A 19,220-nucleotide genomic window follows, 5' to 3' on the forward strand; every position below is an offset into this window, starting at 1 on the left:
GAAATCGGGGCTTTTTTTGTTTTTAGAAAGGGGTGAAAATTTTTTTTCAAAGGAAAATAAAAATCACTAACTTGGTAATACATTAACATTAAATATTTTACACATGAAGAAAATTTTACTTTCTATGGTTTTGTGCGCCTCCTATTTTGGAGTAGATGCACAAAGTCTATCCAATCATTCATCCATGAATGATTTGTTAAACAGAGTTGAGTCCTTGGGGGCTCAATCAGGCTCTGTTTATGATCATTTCACGCACAGTGAGGTGGAACAATTGAGAAACTATTATCAATCTCAAAATGCTTGGAATGTAAACATAGGTCAACCTATGTATGGTACAGATGGAATCAATAGTACCACGATGGCCTATGGAGCTGAAACGGCAGCCTATAATAAGTTTGTAAGTTTTGATATTAGCAATTTAGCTGTTATAAATCAGATTAATAACCATTCTGGTTCAGTCAACTTTGAGGGAGCGGGAGCAATTGCCCACGATAACCCAACTGTTGGGTATGCCATGAATATCATTGGAGAACTCTACCGAATTGATGTTCCAACAGGGACCTATACCTTGGTTGGAAATTCAGGGGTGGCCAATATCAATGGAATGGAGTTCAACCCTGTAAACGGAACACTTTATGCCTTATCAAGCACAGGTTTGTATACCGTAAATACAAATACGGCAGCTCTTACTTTTGTTGGAAATTTAAATAATTCAGGAGGACTTGCGGTTGCTTTGGCTATCGATGGTTCGGGAATGGGTTATACCTATGATTTAGTAGACGATTCTTTGTATTCTGTTAACTTGGCTACGGGAAATGCAACCTTGATTGGAAACATTGGATTTGATGCCAATTTTGGGCAAGGAATGGCTTGGGACGCTGCATCTAATACCATTTATATGACAGCATTCAATAATACTACTTTTTTGGCAGAATTAAGATTGGTTAACACCACATCAGGAAACACTACCAACTTGGGTTCAATTAATGGTACAACCTTGACGCAAATTGCTTGGGTTTCTTTCTTGGAAGAAGGAGGAGGTACTTCCGGGAGTTGTGACTTAGTGGGAGACACCACAGGAGGACCAATTTGGGACAGACCATTGCAAGATGGTTCAGGAATGTCTTCTGTGGGTCAAGGGGTAACCTATCATGTATATGGACCATTTACCGTTGACACTGCAGGAACCTACACCATTAGTTCAGCACAAACTGGATGGGATGGAATGATTTTCGTGTATCAAAATGCATTTGATCCAGAAAATGCTTTGGTGAATTACTTAACAGGTAATGATGATTCTGGTGGAGTTGGAAACTCTCAAGTAACACCAACTTTAGCTGTTGGTACAGAGTACTTTTTGATCACAACAGGATTTGATCCTTTAGATTATGGACCATTTACCAATACCATTACAGGACCTGGAACTGTAACTTGTGACGGTGGAATTGATCCTCCAAGTGATTATTGTGGACCAATTACCTTTGAATTTGGAGTAGAGCCAATTACGCATGTTATTTTTGCAAACATTGACAATGAGAGCTCTGCAGCAACTTCTAGTCCAGCACATGAGGATTTTACATCCATTGTTGGAAACGTAACCAAAGGAGAAACCTATGAATTACGTGTAGAAGGAAACACTGCTGGAAACTGGCAAAACTATATCACAGCCTTTATTGACTGGAATCAAAATGGAATTTTGGACGATGCAGGAGAAGTTTACGAAGTAGGAACTATTACCAATTCAACAGGTAATGATGCAATTTTTGCTGCCTTGAACATTGAAATTCCAAGTTCAGCAGTTGAAGGACAAACGAGAATGAGAATTTTCAAAGTGTATGATTTACCATTGGATTTCAATTTAGATCCATGTGCGATGGACCAAAATTATGGTCAAGTTGAGGATTATACCTTGAACATTAGCTCTGAAGGTGGAGGAGAAGATGGCTGTTCAGTCGAGTATGTGGGAACGATCCAAGATGGAATTGGAAACTTACAAACTTTACAAATTGCGAATGACTTTCCAGTTGCAGCAGATACAGAAATGTTGGTTAGTAAAGTAACCATGAAAATATTTGCAGACATCAATACAGCAGACTTATATTTCTATGAAGACAACGCAGGAATGCCAGGAACTTTAGTAGATCAATCTTTAAATATTACTCCAACAAGCAAAACATTTATTTCAAATGTATTTGGTTTCAATGTATACGAGGTAGTATTTGATTTACCAACACAAATATCACTTCAGGCAGGACCAACTGGAGATTTATTCTGGGTTGGAATATCTACTACAGCAGGAACAGAAGGAACTTCCAATTACTTAGAAATGGCAGATAGCAATACCAATGCCTTGGCAATGGTTAGTACAGATGGAGGAGTTACATGGGTTGCAAATTCATTTGGACAAGATAGCGCATTCAAAGTTGAAGGAGAATGTCAAACTTTAGGATTACCATCATTGAACACATATGATTTTGCTTATTATCCGAACCCAACAACTGGATTGGTAAACATCAATTCTGCAAAAACCATTGAAAACGTTCAAGTTTACAATTTGGTTGGACAAGAAGTTTTAACAGCTTCAAAAGTTGCAAACGGACAAATCAACGTCCAAATGTTACCGGCTGGAACATATGTATTCAGAGTAGCATTGGAAGGAGGACAAATTGAAACCTTCAAGATCATTAAAAAATAAGAATTTATTTATCATTTAGACAAGAGCTCCGAGAAATCGGAGCTTTTTTTATTGTAATTTTTTGATCTTAAAATTTCCCTTCTTCGAACTTAAATTTTAGAAAATTTAGAATGAGGTAAAGCGCTGAAAATTATATTTTAAGCGTTTAAAACGAATAGTATTTCTACTCTTAAAATCCTTTCAAATGCATTGATAAAATTCAAAGTAAAACCCCTCAAATTCTTTCTAGTAAAGAGTTTCCTTGATGTTGTCTATAAAAAAAATTAATATATTCACGCCCTCATTAACACAAAACAACAGTAATTAAATGAAAAAAACTTTACTTGTTTTGTTAGTAACCGCAATTAGTGGTTCTTACGGTTTTAGCCAATCAAAGGTTGCCGTGAAAGCCATTGAATTGAAAAATGCTAACATAAACACACAACAACAAGGCATTAACGGAATTCCAACAGGAACACCCAATTGGTCGTTTGTTAATTTTGACCAAGGAGTAAACAACATCAATGATTGTGAGGCGGTAAATGTGCCTTATCACCAATCTTTCGAATCAGCAGTTGTTCCAGGAATGCCAGAATGTACAAGCATTGAAAACGCAGGAACTGGTAACAATTGGGAAACGGCTAATCAAGCAAATGGTCAATTTACAGGAACGTATTTACGCTACAGATGGAATTCATCTAGTGCAGCAAATGCATGGTTCTTTACCCAAGGAATCAATTTAGAAGCAGGAAATGCTTACAAAGTTTCGTACGAATACGGATCTGCAGTTGGCGCATTATTTGCTGAAAATTTAGCAGTTGCATATGGTACAGACAATACGCACACAGCGATGACCAATCCAATTGCTTCACATGAGGGAATTTTGTCTAGCTATAACAAATTAACCAACGAAGTAGAAATTACACCTACTGAAACAGGGGTTTATTATTTTGGATTCCAATCATTCTCACCTGCAGATATGTTCTATTTGGTATTGGACAATATTAGAGTAGAAGCAGTTGGTGAAGATGGTGGAGAAGAAGATCCTATCTATTGTGAGCCAGAATTGGATTGTACAGATAATGATGTTATCACGAATGTAACCTTCCAAGAAATTGACAACACGACAACTTGTAGTGCAAACGGATACGGGAATTATACTTCAATGGTTGCCAACGTAGTAGCGGGTGAAACTTATCCAATCAATGTTACAGTTGGAAACGGATTTACTTATGAATCAGTATCAGTTTGGATCGATTACAACAACAATGGAACTTTTGAAGAGTCTGAATTCACCTACGTAGGAACAGGATCAGGATCAGTTGTTTCAGGAAGTATTGCCATTCCAGCAGATGCTACAGAAGGAAATTATAGAATGCGTGTACGTGTTGCAGCGGCTAACTTTGGTTTAGCAACATGGGATATGGCTTGTGATGAAGAACAAGGTTTTGGAGAAACAGAAGATTATACAGTAGCAATTTCTGTAGAAGGTGGAGAAGAAGATCCTATCTATTGTGAGCCAGAATTGGATTGTACAGATGGTGATGTAATGACGAATGTAACCTTCCAAGAAATCAACAACACCACAACTTGTAGTGCAAACGGATACGGAAACTTTACCTCAATGGTTGCCAATGTAGTAGCGGGTGAAACCTATCCAATCAACGTAACAGTTGGAGATGGATGGGCTTATGAATCGGTATCAGTTTGGATTGATTACAACAAAAATGGTGTTTTTGAAGAATCTGAATTTACCTATGTAGGAACAGGATCAGCAAATGTTGTATCAGGAACTATTGCCATTCCAGCAACTACAACAGAAGGTGAATATAGAATGAGAGTTCGTGTTGCGGCTGTAGGAGAAGCTTCTGCAACTTGGGATATGGCTTGTGATGAAGAACAAGGTTTTGGTGAAACAGAAGATTATACGGTGAATGTAGGAACTTTAGGATTGCCAAGTATTTCTAATTCTGCGTTTGCTTACTATCCGAATCCTGTAAAAGATGTATTAACAATTACATCTCAACAAGGAATTCAATCAGTTCAAGTATTCAATTTGGCAGGTCAAAAAATGATGTCAAATTCAAACATTTTGAATGGAAAATTAAACGTTCAATCTTTGCCTTCTGGTACCTATATTATCAAAGCAGTAGCGGAAGGAGGACAAATTGAAACCTTTAAAATCATCAAGAAATAATCGGAAAAACCGACTAATTTTCAATACAAAGGGCTCTGTTTTCAGAGCCCTTTTTAATTTATATCTGTTCTAAATAAGAACGAAAAAATTTCTTTATTTACCCACTTTCCAATCTAGATTAGCCCAGTCACTACCCGGGTAAAATTGAAGTAAGTATGTCATTTTGAGGGAAATATTTTGTCCGCTTTACGGACAACTATACCTATGGGTAGTCAAGGGGACATTCTTGTCCGACGTTGAATTTATAAAATCGAAAATTAGAGTGTCGCTTAAAATATTGAAATAGAATTGTATAATCGTTAACAATCTTTTATTAGAGGATTCAATCTTTTATTTTAGCCACCAATTAACTCAAGTAAAATTTTAGTAAATGAAAAAAAGTTTATTGATTTTTCTTCTTTCAGTCGTCTGGGGACTTGCGGGTCTAACCCATGTTTCGGCCGAAAGTAAGATTCGATCATTTTCAAAAAATGTCGAGACAAATTGGTCGAGCATTGAACTAAATCCATTTATGATGGATTGGACCCCTTTGGGGAATTTTCTACAAGGGAATAATTTCAACTTTGCTGGCGCAGATTTCTTGAATCCGCCTACCCAAAATTGTTATTTCGGGGAAGGAGGGATTCCTAATTATTTCGAAGATGCATATGAATTAAATGGAGTAAATTTTAGCGCTAGTAGCTTTATTGTTCCTGCTGGAAAAACTTTCGAGTTGAAACAATTGAATTTGGCTCTTGTTACTACAAATGACATAAGCACACTGTCTATCAAAATATTCAATGATAGTTACGGGATGCCTAGTAATGAACTTCTTTCCATCAATGCTGCTCCAAATGAGACAACTCTTTTGGGTACATTGGGTGGGGACTTTTCACTTTTTGACGTTCAATATAATTTATCCAATTCTTTAATGTTAAATGCAGGTAGATATTGGGTTGCAGTTGCGGGTACCGATAGTGTAGGAGGCGTAATTTATTGGGAAACCACCATGTCCTTTTCCAATGGAGGTTCTGTTTATGGAAACTCAGGTAATTGGTTTGGCTATTTTGAAGATTATGTATTTTATGTTGGAGGTAATTGTTCCGATACAGGTGCGTGTAATGCGGTTAGTATTCCTTATACAGAAGACTTTAATGGAACCTATCCTTTAGGAACACCAGATTGTACCAAAGTAGAACACGTAACACCAAGTACTCGATGGTTTCATAGTAATGATGTTAATTCACCGTTTACTTCGGGACATTTAGCATATCAATATCATAGCACAAATAATGGAAATACTTGGTTCTTTACAAAAGGAATTAACTTAACAGCAGGTAATACCTATAAAATATCCTATCAATATGCTAATTATGGTAGTAGTGATTTTCCTGAAAGTATGAAAGTTGCGATGGGATCATCTGCCTCAATAGGAGCTATGAACACCGTTTTAGCAGATTATCCGAATATTGTCAATACATCACCGGCAACAGCCAATATTGTATTTACAGTTCCGTCTACTGGAGTATATTATTTTGGGTTTCATGCTTATTCGCCTGCCGATAGATACGTATTAGTATTAGACAATATTTCTGTTGATTTAGCATCTGAAGACGAAGAAGAAGAATATTGTGAACCTTTACTAATTTGTTCTGATGGTGATTTAATTAGCAATGTAAGTTTCAAAGAAATCTACAACACAACAGGCTGTAGTCCAAATGGATATGGTGATTTCACGTCTATGGTTGCAACAGCAGAAGCTGGAGTATCTCATCCAATCAGTGTAACTGTTGGAGGTGGATGGGATTATGAATCTGTATCAGTTTGGATTGATTACAACAACAATTTCCAATTTGATTCAAATGAATTTACCTATATCGGAACAGGTTCAGGTAGTGTTGTAATAGGAAGTATTAGTATTCCAGATGATGTAGCACCTGGAAATTATAGAATGCGTGTGAGAGTTGCGGCTGATGTTGGTGGAAACGCAAGTTGGTCTATGGCTTGTGATTCTTCACAAGAATATGGTGAAACAGAAGATTATACCATTTCAATCATTGCGAATGACGACCCATCTTATTGCGAGCCTATATTATTTTGTGGAGGTGGTGACATGATTACCAATGTGAGTTTCAAAGAAATTAACAACCCAACTGGATGTAGCACCAATGGATATGGAGATTATACCTCTATGATTGCAACAGCAGAGGCAGGTCAATCACATTCTATCAGTGTTTCTGTTGGAGGTGGTTGGGTAGAAGAAGCTGTTTCTGTTTGGATAGATTACAACAACAATTTCCAATTTGATTGGGACGAATTTACTTTTATTGGAACAGGTTCAAATAGTGTTGTAACAGGAAACATTAGTATTCCAGAAACTGTAGCACCTGGAAATTATAGAATGCGTGTTCGTGTTATCGGTGATAGCCCAATATATGCGACATGGGATATGGCTTGTGATTCTTCCCTATATTATGGTGAAACAGAAGATTATACCCTTAACATTGTTGAACCAAATGATCCAGGTTGTTTAGAAGGAACGACTCAAAGTCCAAATACTACCGTGGAGTCTCCTTGTTATGGTGAACCATTCCATATTCCAAATGTTATTTATGGATCCTATTCAAAAATAGCTGTTAATCAAGGAACAGAATATATATTCTCTGTATCAAGTTCAACGGATTTCATCACCATTGGAGATGAAAACGGTACAACAGTTTTAGCCTATGGGTCAGGTTCTGTTACTTGGACTGCTCCTGAAACAGGAGTTATCCGTTTCTATACCCATAATGACGAAGATTGTACAGGTGATGGAAATGTTGTTCAGCGCTATGTTCAGTGTGGAACAATTCCTGTGATCACCGAACCAGACTTCCCATGTTTCCAAGGAGATGGGTTGAATTCAAATAACTTTGAATATGGTTATGACATTTATGGAGCTTATTGGGCTACTGCAGACGATTTTACAGTCGCAACAGGAGAAACATTTACTGTTCAGCAAATAAGAATGAACGTATACTCTAATTCTAATATTACCAATGGTACTTTTGCAATCAGAGAAAACACAAATAATAGTCCTGGAGATGTAATTCATACATTTAGCGGCACTCCATCTTCATCGCGTATTATAGGTTCTAATTCAGTATATGATTACGATATTCATGAGGTAACCTTTGATTTATCAACACCAATTGAACTTTCAGAAGGAACCTATTGGTTAGTTCCAACATTGACAAATGTATCCAATAATGGAATTTTTTGGGAAGTAACCACTACAGGTTCAAATGGAAATCCAGTGATGGAAAGTGCTAGTGGCTCTGAGAGTTGGAATGTAATATCAAACGGAATTTATCAAGCCGTATTCTTCATCTCAGGTGTTTGTGAAGAAGTAGAAGAAACAATTGAAATCACTGTTCCAGACTTCCCTTGTTACCAAGGAGATGGATTGAATTCCAATAATTTTGAAAATGGACTTGGAATTTTTAACACCTCTTATTTGATTGCAGATGACTTTGTCGTTTCAACAGGTGAAACTTTCAATGTTCAACAAGTTCGATTGAACGTATTCTCTGACTATTTAGTTACTAATGGTAGCTTCTCCATTCGAACAGATGCTTCAGGAGTTCCAGGAGCAGAGGTGGCAAACTTTTCAATGGCTCCATCTTTCTCTCGTATTATTGGAGAGAGTTATGGGTTTGATATGCACGAAGTAACCTTTGATCTTGCTACTCCAATTGAATTAGAAGAAGGAACATATTGGTTAGTACCAACGCTTACCAATAACGTAAATTCAGAAGTTTATTGGGAAATGACTACTACTGGTTCTCTTGGAAATCCAACAATGGGAAGTGACAATTCAGGTAGTACTTGGTATACTGTGTATGGTGGTATTTTTCAAGCCGTATTCTTCATCTCAGGTGTTTGTGAAGATGTGGATGAACCAATCGAAATCACCGAACCAGACTTACCTTGTTTCCAGGGAGATGTTTTGAATCCAAACGGTTTTGAAGAAGGACATGCTGTTTTTGGTAATTATAGAAAAGCAGATGATTTTGTCGTTAGCACTGGTCAAACATTTGATGTTCAGCAAATTCGATTATTCCTTTATTCCAATAGCGAAATTGTTTCTACAACTTTTGACTTTCTTTCCAATAACAATGATCAACCGGGTACAGTTATAGAATCGGTCACAATGGCGCCTTCTTATTCAAGAATCATTGGGACAAATCATGGTTATTCAATTCATGAAGTTCATTATGATTTAGCCAATTTTATCGAATTTACAGAAGGCCGATATTGGTTAAGTGTATCGGCTCAAAATGCTGAAAATACATCTGTCTATTGGGAAACGACTACATCTGGAACAAATGGTATGACAAATTATGTTAGCCAAAACCATGGAAACTCCTGGTACAATTTAAATTTACAATCGGTTTTCTTTATTGCAGGAGTTTGTGAAGATGTAGAAGAACCAATCGAAATCACGGTTCCAGACTTCCCATGTTATCAAGGAGATGGTTTAGAGTCTAACTTAGAAAACGGATATGGCATCAGTGGAAACTTCAGAACTGCAGATGATATCAACGTTCCAATAGGTGAAATTTTCACTGTTCAACAAATCAGAATGAATGTTTTATCTGCTACAGAAGTTAATAATATGACTTTCTATTTCAGAGAAAATTCAATATCCAATCAACCAGGAGACATCGTAGAAACCATCACGATGACGCCAACCTCTAGTCGTTTATTAGGTGCGTTTAATCAAACCTTGCAGCAATACGAACTAACCTTTGATTTGGCGACTCCTGTTGTCTTAGAAGCTGGAAAACATTGGTTAAGTCCTTTGGCTACCAACCAAACAAACACTTCAGTATATTGGGAGTTTACAACCACAGGATCTTCTGGGTCAACCATTCAAGTGAGTGATGTGGGTGGAACTGTTTGGTCAGAATATACACAACAAGCCGTATTCTTTGTTGCGGGTCTTTGTGAAGATGCGCCAATCGAAATCACCGTTCCAGACTTCCCTTGTTTCCAAGGAGATGGGTTGAACTCCAATGGTTTTGAGGATGGAACTCCTGTTGGTCAAATGAGTACAACAGCGGATGACTTTGTAGTTGCTGCGGGAGAAACCTTTAGTTTACAACAAATTCGTATGAACGTGTTCTCTTATGCAAATATTACTCTTGCTAACTTAGACATCCGTTTGGACAATGCAGGATTACCTGCTTCAGTTCATGAATCAATTTCTATGGCTCCAAGTTCATCTCGAATTATTGGAAATCGTTATGGATTTGATATCCATGAATTAACCTTTGATTTGGCAACTCCAATTGTATTGGAAGAAGGTAGATATTGGTTATCTGCAAATATTCAAAATGCTGATAATTCAAATGTTTATTGGGAGTATACTTCAACTGGAACTCATGAAGAATTCCTTAAAATCTCAACAGATGGAGGAAATAATTGGCATACTCCATATAATGGGGTACAAGCCGTATTCTTTGTAGCAGGTGTTTGTGAGGAAGTTCAAGAACCAGGATGTTTGGACACGCCTAATGATTATTGGCCAACTTATTTAGTTGAACCAGCTTGTACAGGAATTCCATATGTTGTAACAGATGAAGGGTTTACAGGTGAATATTCTCGCGTTCAATTAACCGCGGGTACGGAATATGTTTTCTCAACCAATGTTGATACAACTTTCATTACGATTGCCAATGAAGCGGGAGATACAGTTTTAGCCTATGGTACTGGTTCAGTAACATGGACGCCTGCTACGACTGGAGTATATCGTTTTATTACACATTTAAATGAAGATTGTGATTATTCTTATAGTGAAATTTATCGCTACATCACCTGTGGTGAGATTGTTCCACCACCAGCAAACGACGATTGTGCAAACGCAATAGCAGTCGCTTGTGGAGATAGCGTAACAGGTTCTACTGTGACTGCAACCAACTCTGGAGGAAACTCTGCAGGAGATGTATTCTATACATTCACAGGAACTGGAGTAGCGCAAAACGTTACCTTGTCATTATGTGATTCAGAATTTGATACTGTATTAAGAGTTTTCACAGATTGTACGTTGGCAACAGAAATCGCATTCAATGATGATGAGTGTGGAAGTCGTTCAGAATTGACTTTTGAATCAGATGGTACATCAACCTACTACATCATGGTAGAAGGATGGGGCTCCAATACCGGAAACTATGTGTTGGATGTAAGTTGTGAAGACTTAGATGAAGAAGAGCCAACAGAAGGATGTTTAGAAGCAGAAAATGGAGCTTATCCATCAACAGCTTACACACCATCATGTTATGGAATTCCAGAAAGTATCACAGGCGGTGATTGGGGATGGTTTGGAGAATATTCATTGGTAAATGTAACAGCAGGAACCGAATATATTTTCTCAACTGATGTTGCAACAGCATTCATCACGATTGCAGATCAAGACGGATTAGTAGCCTATACAACTGGAACAGGTTCTGTAACTTGGACGGCTACGGCTACAGAAACCATCCGTTACTATACGCATGAAAATGATGACTGTTTAGCTTCTATGAATTGGGTTGATAGAATGGTTCAATGTGGAGAAATCGTTCCACCACCACCATACGATCCATGTGCACCAATTCATGAAGGAATTGCAACCAATGGAGTAGGATTCGTAAACAACGGAACTAGCAACTACATGGCAGCAAATGATTTCAATGTATTGGCAAATACTCAGTTTGAAGTGGAGAAATTCACCATCAACGTAGTAACCTTAGGTGGAGAACCAACCACATTTGATATGATGTTCTTCGAAGGAGAAACTGCTGTAGGAGCACAATTTGGAGAAACATTAACAGGAATCACTCCATCTTCGATAACAGAAAATGGAACATTTGGTTCGACAGGTTATCCAGTGTATTCAGTAGAAATTACTTTACCGACTACCATTATTTTCCCAGCAACTGCAACCGCAGACAAAAAATACTGGGTGGGTATTTCAGGAGCGCCAACAGGATCAGGAAATCCAGTATTCTGGGTATCATCTGATTATGTGTACACCGATACATTGCCGACGTATCAGTCTGCGAACGGAGGAGCAACCTTCGAATTATTCGTAGCAGATTCAGGAGCCAATGTAGAAGGAGACATGATCATCGATGGAGAATGTGCTACTTTAGGCTTGTCTGACATGTCAGGAGCGAAATTTGCTTACTATCCAAATCCAGTAGATGATGTATTGAGTATCACATCATCAAAAGGAGTTGAGAAAGTAGAAGTATTCAACCTAGCAGGTCAGTTTGTAATGGCAAACGGAAAAGTTGCGAACGGTCAAGTAAATGTTTCGACATTGACACCAGGTACGTACGTATTCCGAGTGACATTAGAAGGAGGTCAAGTGGAAACCTTTAAAATCATTAAAAAAGGAAGTAAATAACCTTTGATTTTCATAAATAGTAATAGCCCCGAGAAATCGGGGCTTTTTATTTTAGATAACTTTCCAACAAAGTTTCGCAAATCAATGTTGAACAAAAGTTTTGTTCAAAAAAAATGCCCCGCTAAGCGAGGCATTTATTATTATTTAGATAGTTTTATTCTTCCGCTGGAATTTGAAGCAATTCAATTAAAGCCTCCATCATGACCGCATCATCCGCATGAATCGCATAATAATGCGCAATCTTTCCTTCCTGATCAATCAACATATAACGAGGGATCCAATTCAACCCAATGTATTCTGTAAACTTATTTTTCCATTCGGTGTTGAACCAATAATGTTCACCTTTCATGTTGAATTTATCGATGGACTTTTTCCAAGCATCTTCCTTACGATCAAGAGACAAAAATAGATACACCAATTCTGGATATTCTTTTTGAACTTCTTCTAATTTTGGCAATCCTTTGATACAATCTGGACACCAAGAAGCCCATAAGTCCACAAAAATTATTTTTCCTTTGTGTGCTTCTAAAACTTGACCAACAGTCGTTGGGTTTCCTTCTAAATCTACCATTTCTTGACTTAAGGAAACTTCATCAAATTCCGTTTTCATTTCGGTTGGAACCTCTTGCGCCATCAATTGCATCCCCATAAACAAAGAGGCAATGCCCAAAAACCAATTTTTCATATTCTATTTATCTAATGATTTGAACCATCCAAATTACAAAAACTTCGCCAAAATTCTTCCGTCAAAGTTTTATCCAAAGGCTTCAAAGTTCCTATCTTCGCATAAAATTTGAGAAAAATGTCTGAAGTAAGAGTTCGATTTGCTCCGAGTCCCACTGGACCTCTGCATATTGGCGGGGTTCGCACCGCTTTGTACAATTATTTATTTGCCAAACACCATGGCGGAAAATTCTTGTTACGAATTGAAGATACCGACCAAAATAGGTACGTAGAAGGAGCAGAAAATTACATCATCGAATCTTTGAAATGGTTAGGATTAACGCCCGACGAAGGAGTTGGGTTTGGAGGTCCGCATGAACCCTACAGACAATCAGAAAGAAAAGAAATTTATGCGAAATATGCACAAGAATTAATCGATTCTGGAAACGGATATTATGCATTTGATACCCCAGAAGAATTAGATCAATTCCGTGCAGAAGCAGAAGCCAAAGGTCAAACCTTTATTTATAATTCGCAAAACCGCGATCAACTGAACAATTCTTTGAAATTGTCAGCCGATGAGGTTCAGGCGAAAATCGAATCGGGACAACCTTATGTCATCCGATTCAAAATTCCTGAAAATGAAACCATTTTATTGGACGATTTGATTCGTGGGAAAATTTCCATCGATACCAATACCTTGGATGATAAAGTTTTGTTCAAATCAGACGGAATGCCAACTTACCATTTGGCCAATATTGTGGATGACCGTTTGATGGAAATTACGCATGTAATCCGTGGTGAAGAATGGTTACCTTCAATGCCTTTACACGAATTATTGTACAAAGCATTTGGATGGACGGCACCAAGATTTGCCCACTTACCTTTGATTTTGAAACCAGAAGGAAAAGGAAAGTTGAGCAAGCGCGATGGCGACAAACACGGCTTTCCTGTTTTCCCATTGGAGTGGATTACCGAAGAAGGAACGGCAAAAGGTTACCGCGAAGAAGGCTATTTGCCAGATGCCTTGGTCAATATGTTGGCTTTGCTTGGTTGGAATCCTGGAACCGAACAAGAAATCTTTACCATGGACGAATTGATTGCTCAATTCAACCTGGAAAAAGTAAGCAAATCGGGCGCGAGATTCAATCCAGAAAAAACGATTTGGTTCAATCATCAATATATTCAACAAAAATCAACCGAGGAAATTCTACCGGTTTTTCAAGCGGAATTAGCCAAAGAAGGAATTACTGCCAACAATGATTTTGATGCAAAAATTGTCGAATTATTGAAAGAACGCGCCAACTTCATTCGAGAAATCGTTCAACAAGGGAAATTTTTCTACCAAGCGCCAAGTTCCTATGATGAAAAAGCGGTTGGAAAGGCATGGAAAGAAGATTCCGCAAGCTTATTGGGTGAATTCATTCAATCCTTGGAATCCTTAGAGAATTTCACACATGAACCGATACATGATGTCGTTCAGAATTTTGTTCAAACCAAAGAAATCGGATTTGGAAAATTGATGATGCCTGTTCGTTTGGCGATGGTTGGAAGTCTTCAAGGTCCAGATGTTCCTGTGATTATGGAATTGCTTGGAAAAGATGAGGTTATTGCTCGATTGAAAAACATCATTCTAACATTGGGATAAATAAGATTCTAATTACATCTTAAAATTTAGATTCAAAAGAACTATCTTTAGATACTAACTGCTGTGAAATGAAGGAACTCTACCGCGAAAGGAGTATCAAAATTGCTTCCAATTTGTTGATGCTTGTATTGATTGTGTTGATTTGTTACACCTTACAAAGCATCATTATCCCAATCTTATTTTCGATTATTTTCTCTGTATTGATGCTACCCATAGCAGAACGCTTGGAAAAATGGGGGATCAATCGCGCGATGGCATCCATATTTACTTTGCTTATTCTCATCATATTCTTTGTTGGAATTGGGTATTTAATCATTTCACAGACCATTAATATAGGGCAGGACGCTTCAGATATTGTCAACAAAATCAAATCTTTGGGTATTCGAATTTTGGAATGGACGTCCGATAAATTCAATATGTCTCAAAATGAATTGGTAAATAGAGCAGAAGCAGAATTGGCCAACAGTGCTTCCAGTATTGGTGGATATGTAACTTCCATCATCAATTCCATCGGAAACTCATTATCCTTTGGGATTTTGGTTCCTTTGATGATTTTCTTTTTCTTGTATTACCGCGAATTTTTCAAGGAATTTTTCTTCCGCGTATTCTCAAGTACACCCAAAGAAGAAATTGAAAACGTATTGTCCAAAATTTATGACGTTTTGCAAAATTACTTGGTCGGATTACTTACCGTAATGGGAATTGTTGCTGCATTGAATACGATTGGTTTGATGATTCTAGGAATTGATTACGCTTGGTTCTTTGGCGTTTTGGCCGCCTTGCTGACGATTTTTCCGTACATCGGAATCTTCATTGGATCTTTGGTACCTGCTTTGTTTGCTTTGGCAACCAAAGATAGTGCTTGGTACGCGGCAGGAGTGATTTTATGGTTTCAAGCAGTTCAAACTTTGGAAGGAAACTTCATTACTCCAAAAGTGGTGGGTGGAAAAGCCAATTTAAATCCGTTGGTATCGCTTTTATCCTTCTTCTTAGGTGGAATGTTGTTCGGAATTGCTGGGATGATTCTAGCGCTTCCATTAATGGCCATTTTAAAGGTTGTATTTGATTCCATTCCTGAAACAAAAGCCTATGGGTTTTTATTAAGCGAGCCCGACGATTCCTATATTTTGACCGATAAACAAATTCAAAAACAGCGTAAAAAGAAAAAAGAAATAGAAGCTGAGGAGCCTAAGGAAATAGGAGAGAATGATTAATTTTGGTATGTGAAAAAAATTTTCTCCACACTTAAAAACTTAACCGTCAATCTGACTTGGAAAATGGTTCGCGCCTTGCTTTCCAAACCACAATTGATTTTACCAACGGCTTGGGCTACGATACAATCCATCGTATATTCAGAAAACTACTTTTATGAAGCCCATGGTGGTAGAGGCATTGCCAATGCATTTAGACATGCTGCATGGAATCTTCTGATTGCTAAAAATGCTTCCTTTTATACCAACGAGCAAAAAGCTGTGGAATGGGCGAAATTCATCACCGACATGCATGAAGAATGCTTTCCCAATGAAGCTTTTGATAACCAGATGGATTTGCATAACAACCGAATTGGGCGTGAAGTTTACCTTGAATTACGCGCCAAAGACATGAAGACAACCAAGGAAATGATGCAATTCTTGAAGGAGAAATCTAAATCTGGAGTGGGTTTAACGGATGAATCGGAATTTGCAAATCATCCCAATGAGATGGTTTATTATCTAGAAAATAAATCCAAGGGATAAAAAAATCAGCAAAACCCTATAGTTGGGGTTTAAGTATTTTCTTGTTTAGGGAAAAGTAAGTCGTCGTATAGGATTTTGCTTGATTAGTAAGTTTGTTCAAAAATAGGAGCAATTTTAGGAATAAAACTGAATTTAGATTCATTTCGTAAAATTTAGTAAATTAGTGCTGAAAAGGAGCAAACTCTCAAATACTACCTTACTAAACTTAGTTTTTAAATCTAATGCTTTCTAATGGAGAGAATTGCGCAATTGCTCAGAAAAATGTCTGATGCAGCAGAAGATGAAATACAAGAATATTTGTCCTTACATGATCCCGTACGCTATAAAAAGGGAGATATTTTACTGGAAAAGGGACAGATAGAAGAGTATTTGTATTTTATCGAATCGGGAATCATTCGTTGTTTTATAGCCAAAGAAAAAAAGGATGATGTGAAGGAAATAACTTTTAGTTTGGTCTTTTCTGGATGGTTTTTTAGTGCCTATGATTCGTTTATTACCCAAAAACCCGTTCGATATACGGTTGAATGCTTAAGTGATGTTGAAATCTTTCGGATTAGTTATGCATCCATCCAATCCATTTACCGAAAAACTGATTTTGGCAATGAAGTAGGGCGCCATGCAGTTGAACTCTTGTATATCAACAAAACCAAACGAGAAATTTCGCTCTTATCTGATTCTCCAGATGAACGCTATCAATACCTTTTGGATCATTACCCAAAAGAAATCATGGATGTTCCATTGAAGCACATTGCGTCTTATATTGGTGTAACTCCGCAGGCGTTGAGTAAGATTAGAAAACGGATCTTTAAACGTAATTAAAGTTGAACCATTAATTCTTCCCATTCCATCATCAATTCCTCCAATTTGTTTTTGGAGTTTTCGTAAAGTTTGAGATCATCTTGTGAAGGAGTTGATTCAAATTTCTTTTCCAAATCAGCAATTTTAGATTCCACTAAGGCAATTTCTTCCTCAATCTTACTGAGTTTGTTTTTAATTCGCTTTTGTTCTTTTATTTCGTCTTGTGAAAGTTGCACTTTCTCTACAATAGGAGTTGTAACGCGTTCTGGCTCAACTTTTTCGATTTCTCTAAATCCTTTAGCTTTACGTTCAGCCAAATAGTCGTTGATTCCACCTAAAAACTCTTTCACTTCTCCATCTCGGAACTCAAAGACCTTATTGGCCAATCCGTCCAAGAATTCACGGTCATGCGATACCAAAATCAATGTTCCGTCAAAATTTTGCAAAGCCCTTTTCAAAATTTCCTTGGACTGAATGTCTAAGTGGTTGGTAGGTTCGTCCATTACCAAGACATTGAAAGGCTTTAACAATAGCTTCGCCAATGCCAGACGGTTTCGTTCACCTCCCGATAAAACGGAAACCTTTTTCTCAACGGTTTCTCCACTAAACAAGAAAGCACCCAAAATATCTCGAACAATTTTTCTCGTTTCCTCAGTAGCAGCATATTCTGCTTCTTCCAAAACAGTCCATTTTTCATTCAAAACATCAGCTTGATTTTGAGCAAAATATCCGACTTCAACATTATGCCCTAATTTGATTGTTCCAGTATGTTCTAGTCCATCTACCATCACGCGCGCCAAAGTGGTCTTACCTTGTCCGTTTTGGCCCACAAATGCAATCTTTTCTCCTCGATTGACGTAGAAGGAAACCCCATCAAAGATCTTTTTATCCCCATAGGCTTTTCCAACATTGTCCAATTCGAAAATGATTTTTCCTGGAATCACTGCTGAAGCAAAACGGATGTTCATTTTGTGAACGTCCTCGTTTTCGACTTCAATTCGTTCCAATTTATCCAATTTCTTAATCAAAGATTGTGCTGTTGCCGCTTTGGACGCTTTGGCACGGAATTTCTCGATCAATTGTTGGGTATGTTTGATGTGTTGCTCTTGATTTTTTTGAGCTTGTTCCATCTTTTCACGTCTTTCTTGACGCAATTCTATGTATTTGGAATAATTGGCTTTGTAATCATGCACTTGTTTATTGGCAATTTCCAATGTACGATTGGTTACAGTGTCCAAAAATTGTTTGTCGTGCGAAACCAATACAACTGCTCCTGGATAGTCTTGTAAAAATTCCTCTAACCAAAGAATGGAATCGATGTCCAAATGGTTGGTAGGCTCATCGAGCAATAAAACATCGTGTTTTTGAAGTAATAATTTCGCCAATTCAATTCGCATGCGCCAGCCGCCAGAGAATTCCTCAGTTTGACGATGAAAATCTTCTGTTTTGAATCCCAATCCAATTAGGATTTGTTCCATTTCAGCATCTTTGGTATATCCGCCCAAAATGGAAAAACGATCGGTTAAAACCGTGATATCTTCAATTAACTGTGCATACGAATCACTTTCATAATCGGTTCTTTCGGTCAATTGCTGATTGGTGAAATCTATTTTTGCTTGAATTTCGTTTAATTGTTCAAAGGCTCGTCCGGCTTCTTCCCAAACGGTTCTTCCTTTTTCAAAGTCGATGTCTTGGGTTAAATAACCTACGCTAACTTCTCCTTCATGGACTACATCGCCTTCGTCTGAATCTTGTTGTTTGGCTAAAATTTTCAATAATGTTGACTTTCCTGCTCCGTTTTTTCCCGCTAAACCAACACGATTTCCTTTGTTGATTCGAAACGAAACATTGTCAAATAAATAACTTCCTGCGAAATGAACGCCTAAATTTTGAACTAATAACATTTTGCAAAAATAATCGGATATTGCACGAAATTAAAATAAATAAAAAAAGGAAGGACAATTGCCCTTCCTTCTATGTTGATAATGTTATAATAAAAGCAGTACATGAGGTTATTTATTTTTAAAACATTAAATTTTTTACCTGCCTTTAATTATGACCACAAAGAAATTTGAAAAAAAATACATGACCAT

General features: G+C 37.5%; 9 protein-coding genes. 7 read left to right on the forward strand and 2 right to left on the reverse strand.

The features are described 5' to 3' along the window. The first annotated feature begins 103 nt into the window (after positions 1 to 103). The 3 genes from ABID46_RS01495 to ABID46_RS01505 all read left to right on the forward strand — a co-directional run bounded on the left by ABID46_RS01495 (position 104) and on the right by ABID46_RS01505 (position 12,282). Positions 104 to 2,695, forward strand: a complete 2,592-nt coding sequence (locus ABID46_RS01495; RefSeq protein ID WP_354506141.1) for a GEVED domain-containing protein — start codon at positions 104 to 106, stop codon at positions 2,693 to 2,695. A 307-nt stretch (positions 2,696 to 3,002) separates the two neighbouring features. Continuing rightward, on the forward strand, positions 3,003 to 4,871 hold the full coding sequence (locus ABID46_RS01500) for a GEVED domain-containing protein (RefSeq protein WP_354506144.1): 1,869 nt from the start codon (positions 3,003 to 3,005) through the stop codon (positions 4,869 to 4,871). A gap of 370 nt (positions 4,872 to 5,241) precedes the next feature. Next, positions 5,242 to 12,282 (forward strand): GEVED domain-containing protein, encoded by a 7,041-nt coding sequence (locus ABID46_RS01505; RefSeq protein ID WP_354506149.1) that lies wholly within the window; start codon positions 5,242 to 5,244, stop codon positions 12,280 to 12,282. 154 nt (positions 12,283 to 12,436) lie between these two features. On the opposite strand, the gene ABID46_RS01510 is transcribed toward ABID46_RS01505, so the two are convergent. Continuing rightward, on the reverse strand, positions 12,437 to 12,967 hold the full coding sequence (locus ABID46_RS01510; protein WP_354506152.1) for a TlpA family protein disulfide reductase: 531 nt from the start codon (positions 12,965 to 12,967) through the stop codon (positions 12,437 to 12,439). Positions 12,968 to 13,084: 117 nt separating this feature from the next. Here ABID46_RS01510 and gltX point away from each other — a divergent pair, with 117 nt between their 5' ends. From gltX to ABID46_RS01530, 4 genes are all read left to right on the forward strand, one after another. Next, entirely contained in the window at positions 13,085 to 14,593 is a 1,509-nt protein-coding gene (gene gltX, locus ABID46_RS01515) for a glutamate--tRNA ligase (protein WP_354506155.1), read from the forward strand. 68 nt (positions 14,594 to 14,661) lie between these two features. Continuing rightward, positions 14,662 to 15,807: an AI-2E family transporter gene (locus ABID46_RS01520; RefSeq protein ID WP_354506158.1), complete on the forward strand. Its 1,146-nt coding sequence runs from the start codon at positions 14,662 to 14,664 to the stop codon at positions 15,805 to 15,807. A 9-nt stretch (positions 15,808 to 15,816) separates the two neighbouring features. Beyond that, on the forward strand, positions 15,817 to 16,329 hold the full coding sequence (locus tag ABID46_RS01525; protein ID WP_354506161.1) for a DUF6973 domain-containing protein: 513 nt from the start codon (positions 15,817 to 15,819) through the stop codon (positions 16,327 to 16,329). A gap of 231 nt (positions 16,330 to 16,560) precedes the next feature. Further along, the gene (locus ABID46_RS01530; protein ID WP_354506164.1) at positions 16,561 to 17,148 is read left to right on the forward strand and encodes a Crp/Fnr family transcriptional regulator; all 588 of its coding nucleotides are present in this window, start codon (positions 16,561 to 16,563) and stop codon (positions 17,146 to 17,148) included. Here the strand turns inward: ABID46_RS01530 and ABID46_RS01535 are convergent. After that, positions 17,145 to 19,031 (reverse strand): ATP-binding cassette domain-containing protein, encoded by a 1,887-nt coding sequence (locus ABID46_RS01535; RefSeq protein ID WP_354506167.1) that lies wholly within the window; start codon positions 19,029 to 19,031, stop codon positions 17,145 to 17,147. The two genes, ABID46_RS01530 and ABID46_RS01535, sit on opposite strands and share 4 nt — an antisense overlap. Between the last annotated feature and the right edge of the window lie 189 nt (positions 19,032 to 19,220).

The organism is Moheibacter stercoris (assembly GCF_040545805.1).
Lineage (GTDB): Bacteria > Bacteroidota > Bacteroidia > Flavobacteriales > Weeksellaceae > Moheibacter > Moheibacter stercoris.

Coding starts and splice junctions, on each gene's coding strand:
- ABID46_RS01495 (WP_354506141.1), top strand. CDS start 104: ATGAAGAAAATTTTACTTTCTATGGTTTTGTGCGCCTCCTATTTTGGA.
- ABID46_RS01500 (WP_354506144.1), top strand. CDS start 3,003: ATGAAAAAAACTTTACTTGTTTTGTTAGTAACCGCAATTAGTGGTTCT.
- ABID46_RS01505 (WP_354506149.1), top strand. CDS start 5,242: ATGAAAAAAAGTTTATTGATTTTTCTTCTTTCAGTCGTCTGGGGACTT.
- ABID46_RS01510 (WP_354506152.1), bottom strand. CDS start 12,967: ATGAAAAATTGGTTTTTGGGCATTGCCTCTTTGTTTATGGGGATGCAA.
- gltX (WP_354506155.1), top strand. CDS start 13,085: ATGTCTGAAGTAAGAGTTCGATTTGCTCCGAGTCCCACTGGACCTCTG.
- ABID46_RS01520 (WP_354506158.1), top strand. CDS start 14,662: ATGAAGGAACTCTACCGCGAAAGGAGTATCAAAATTGCTTCCAATTTG.
- ABID46_RS01530 (WP_354506164.1), top strand. CDS start 16,561: ATGGAGAGAATTGCGCAATTGCTCAGAAAAATGTCTGATGCAGCAGAA.
- ABID46_RS01535 (WP_354506167.1), bottom strand. CDS start 19,031: ATGTTATTAGTTCAAAATTTAGGCGTTCATTTCGCAGGAAGTTATTTA.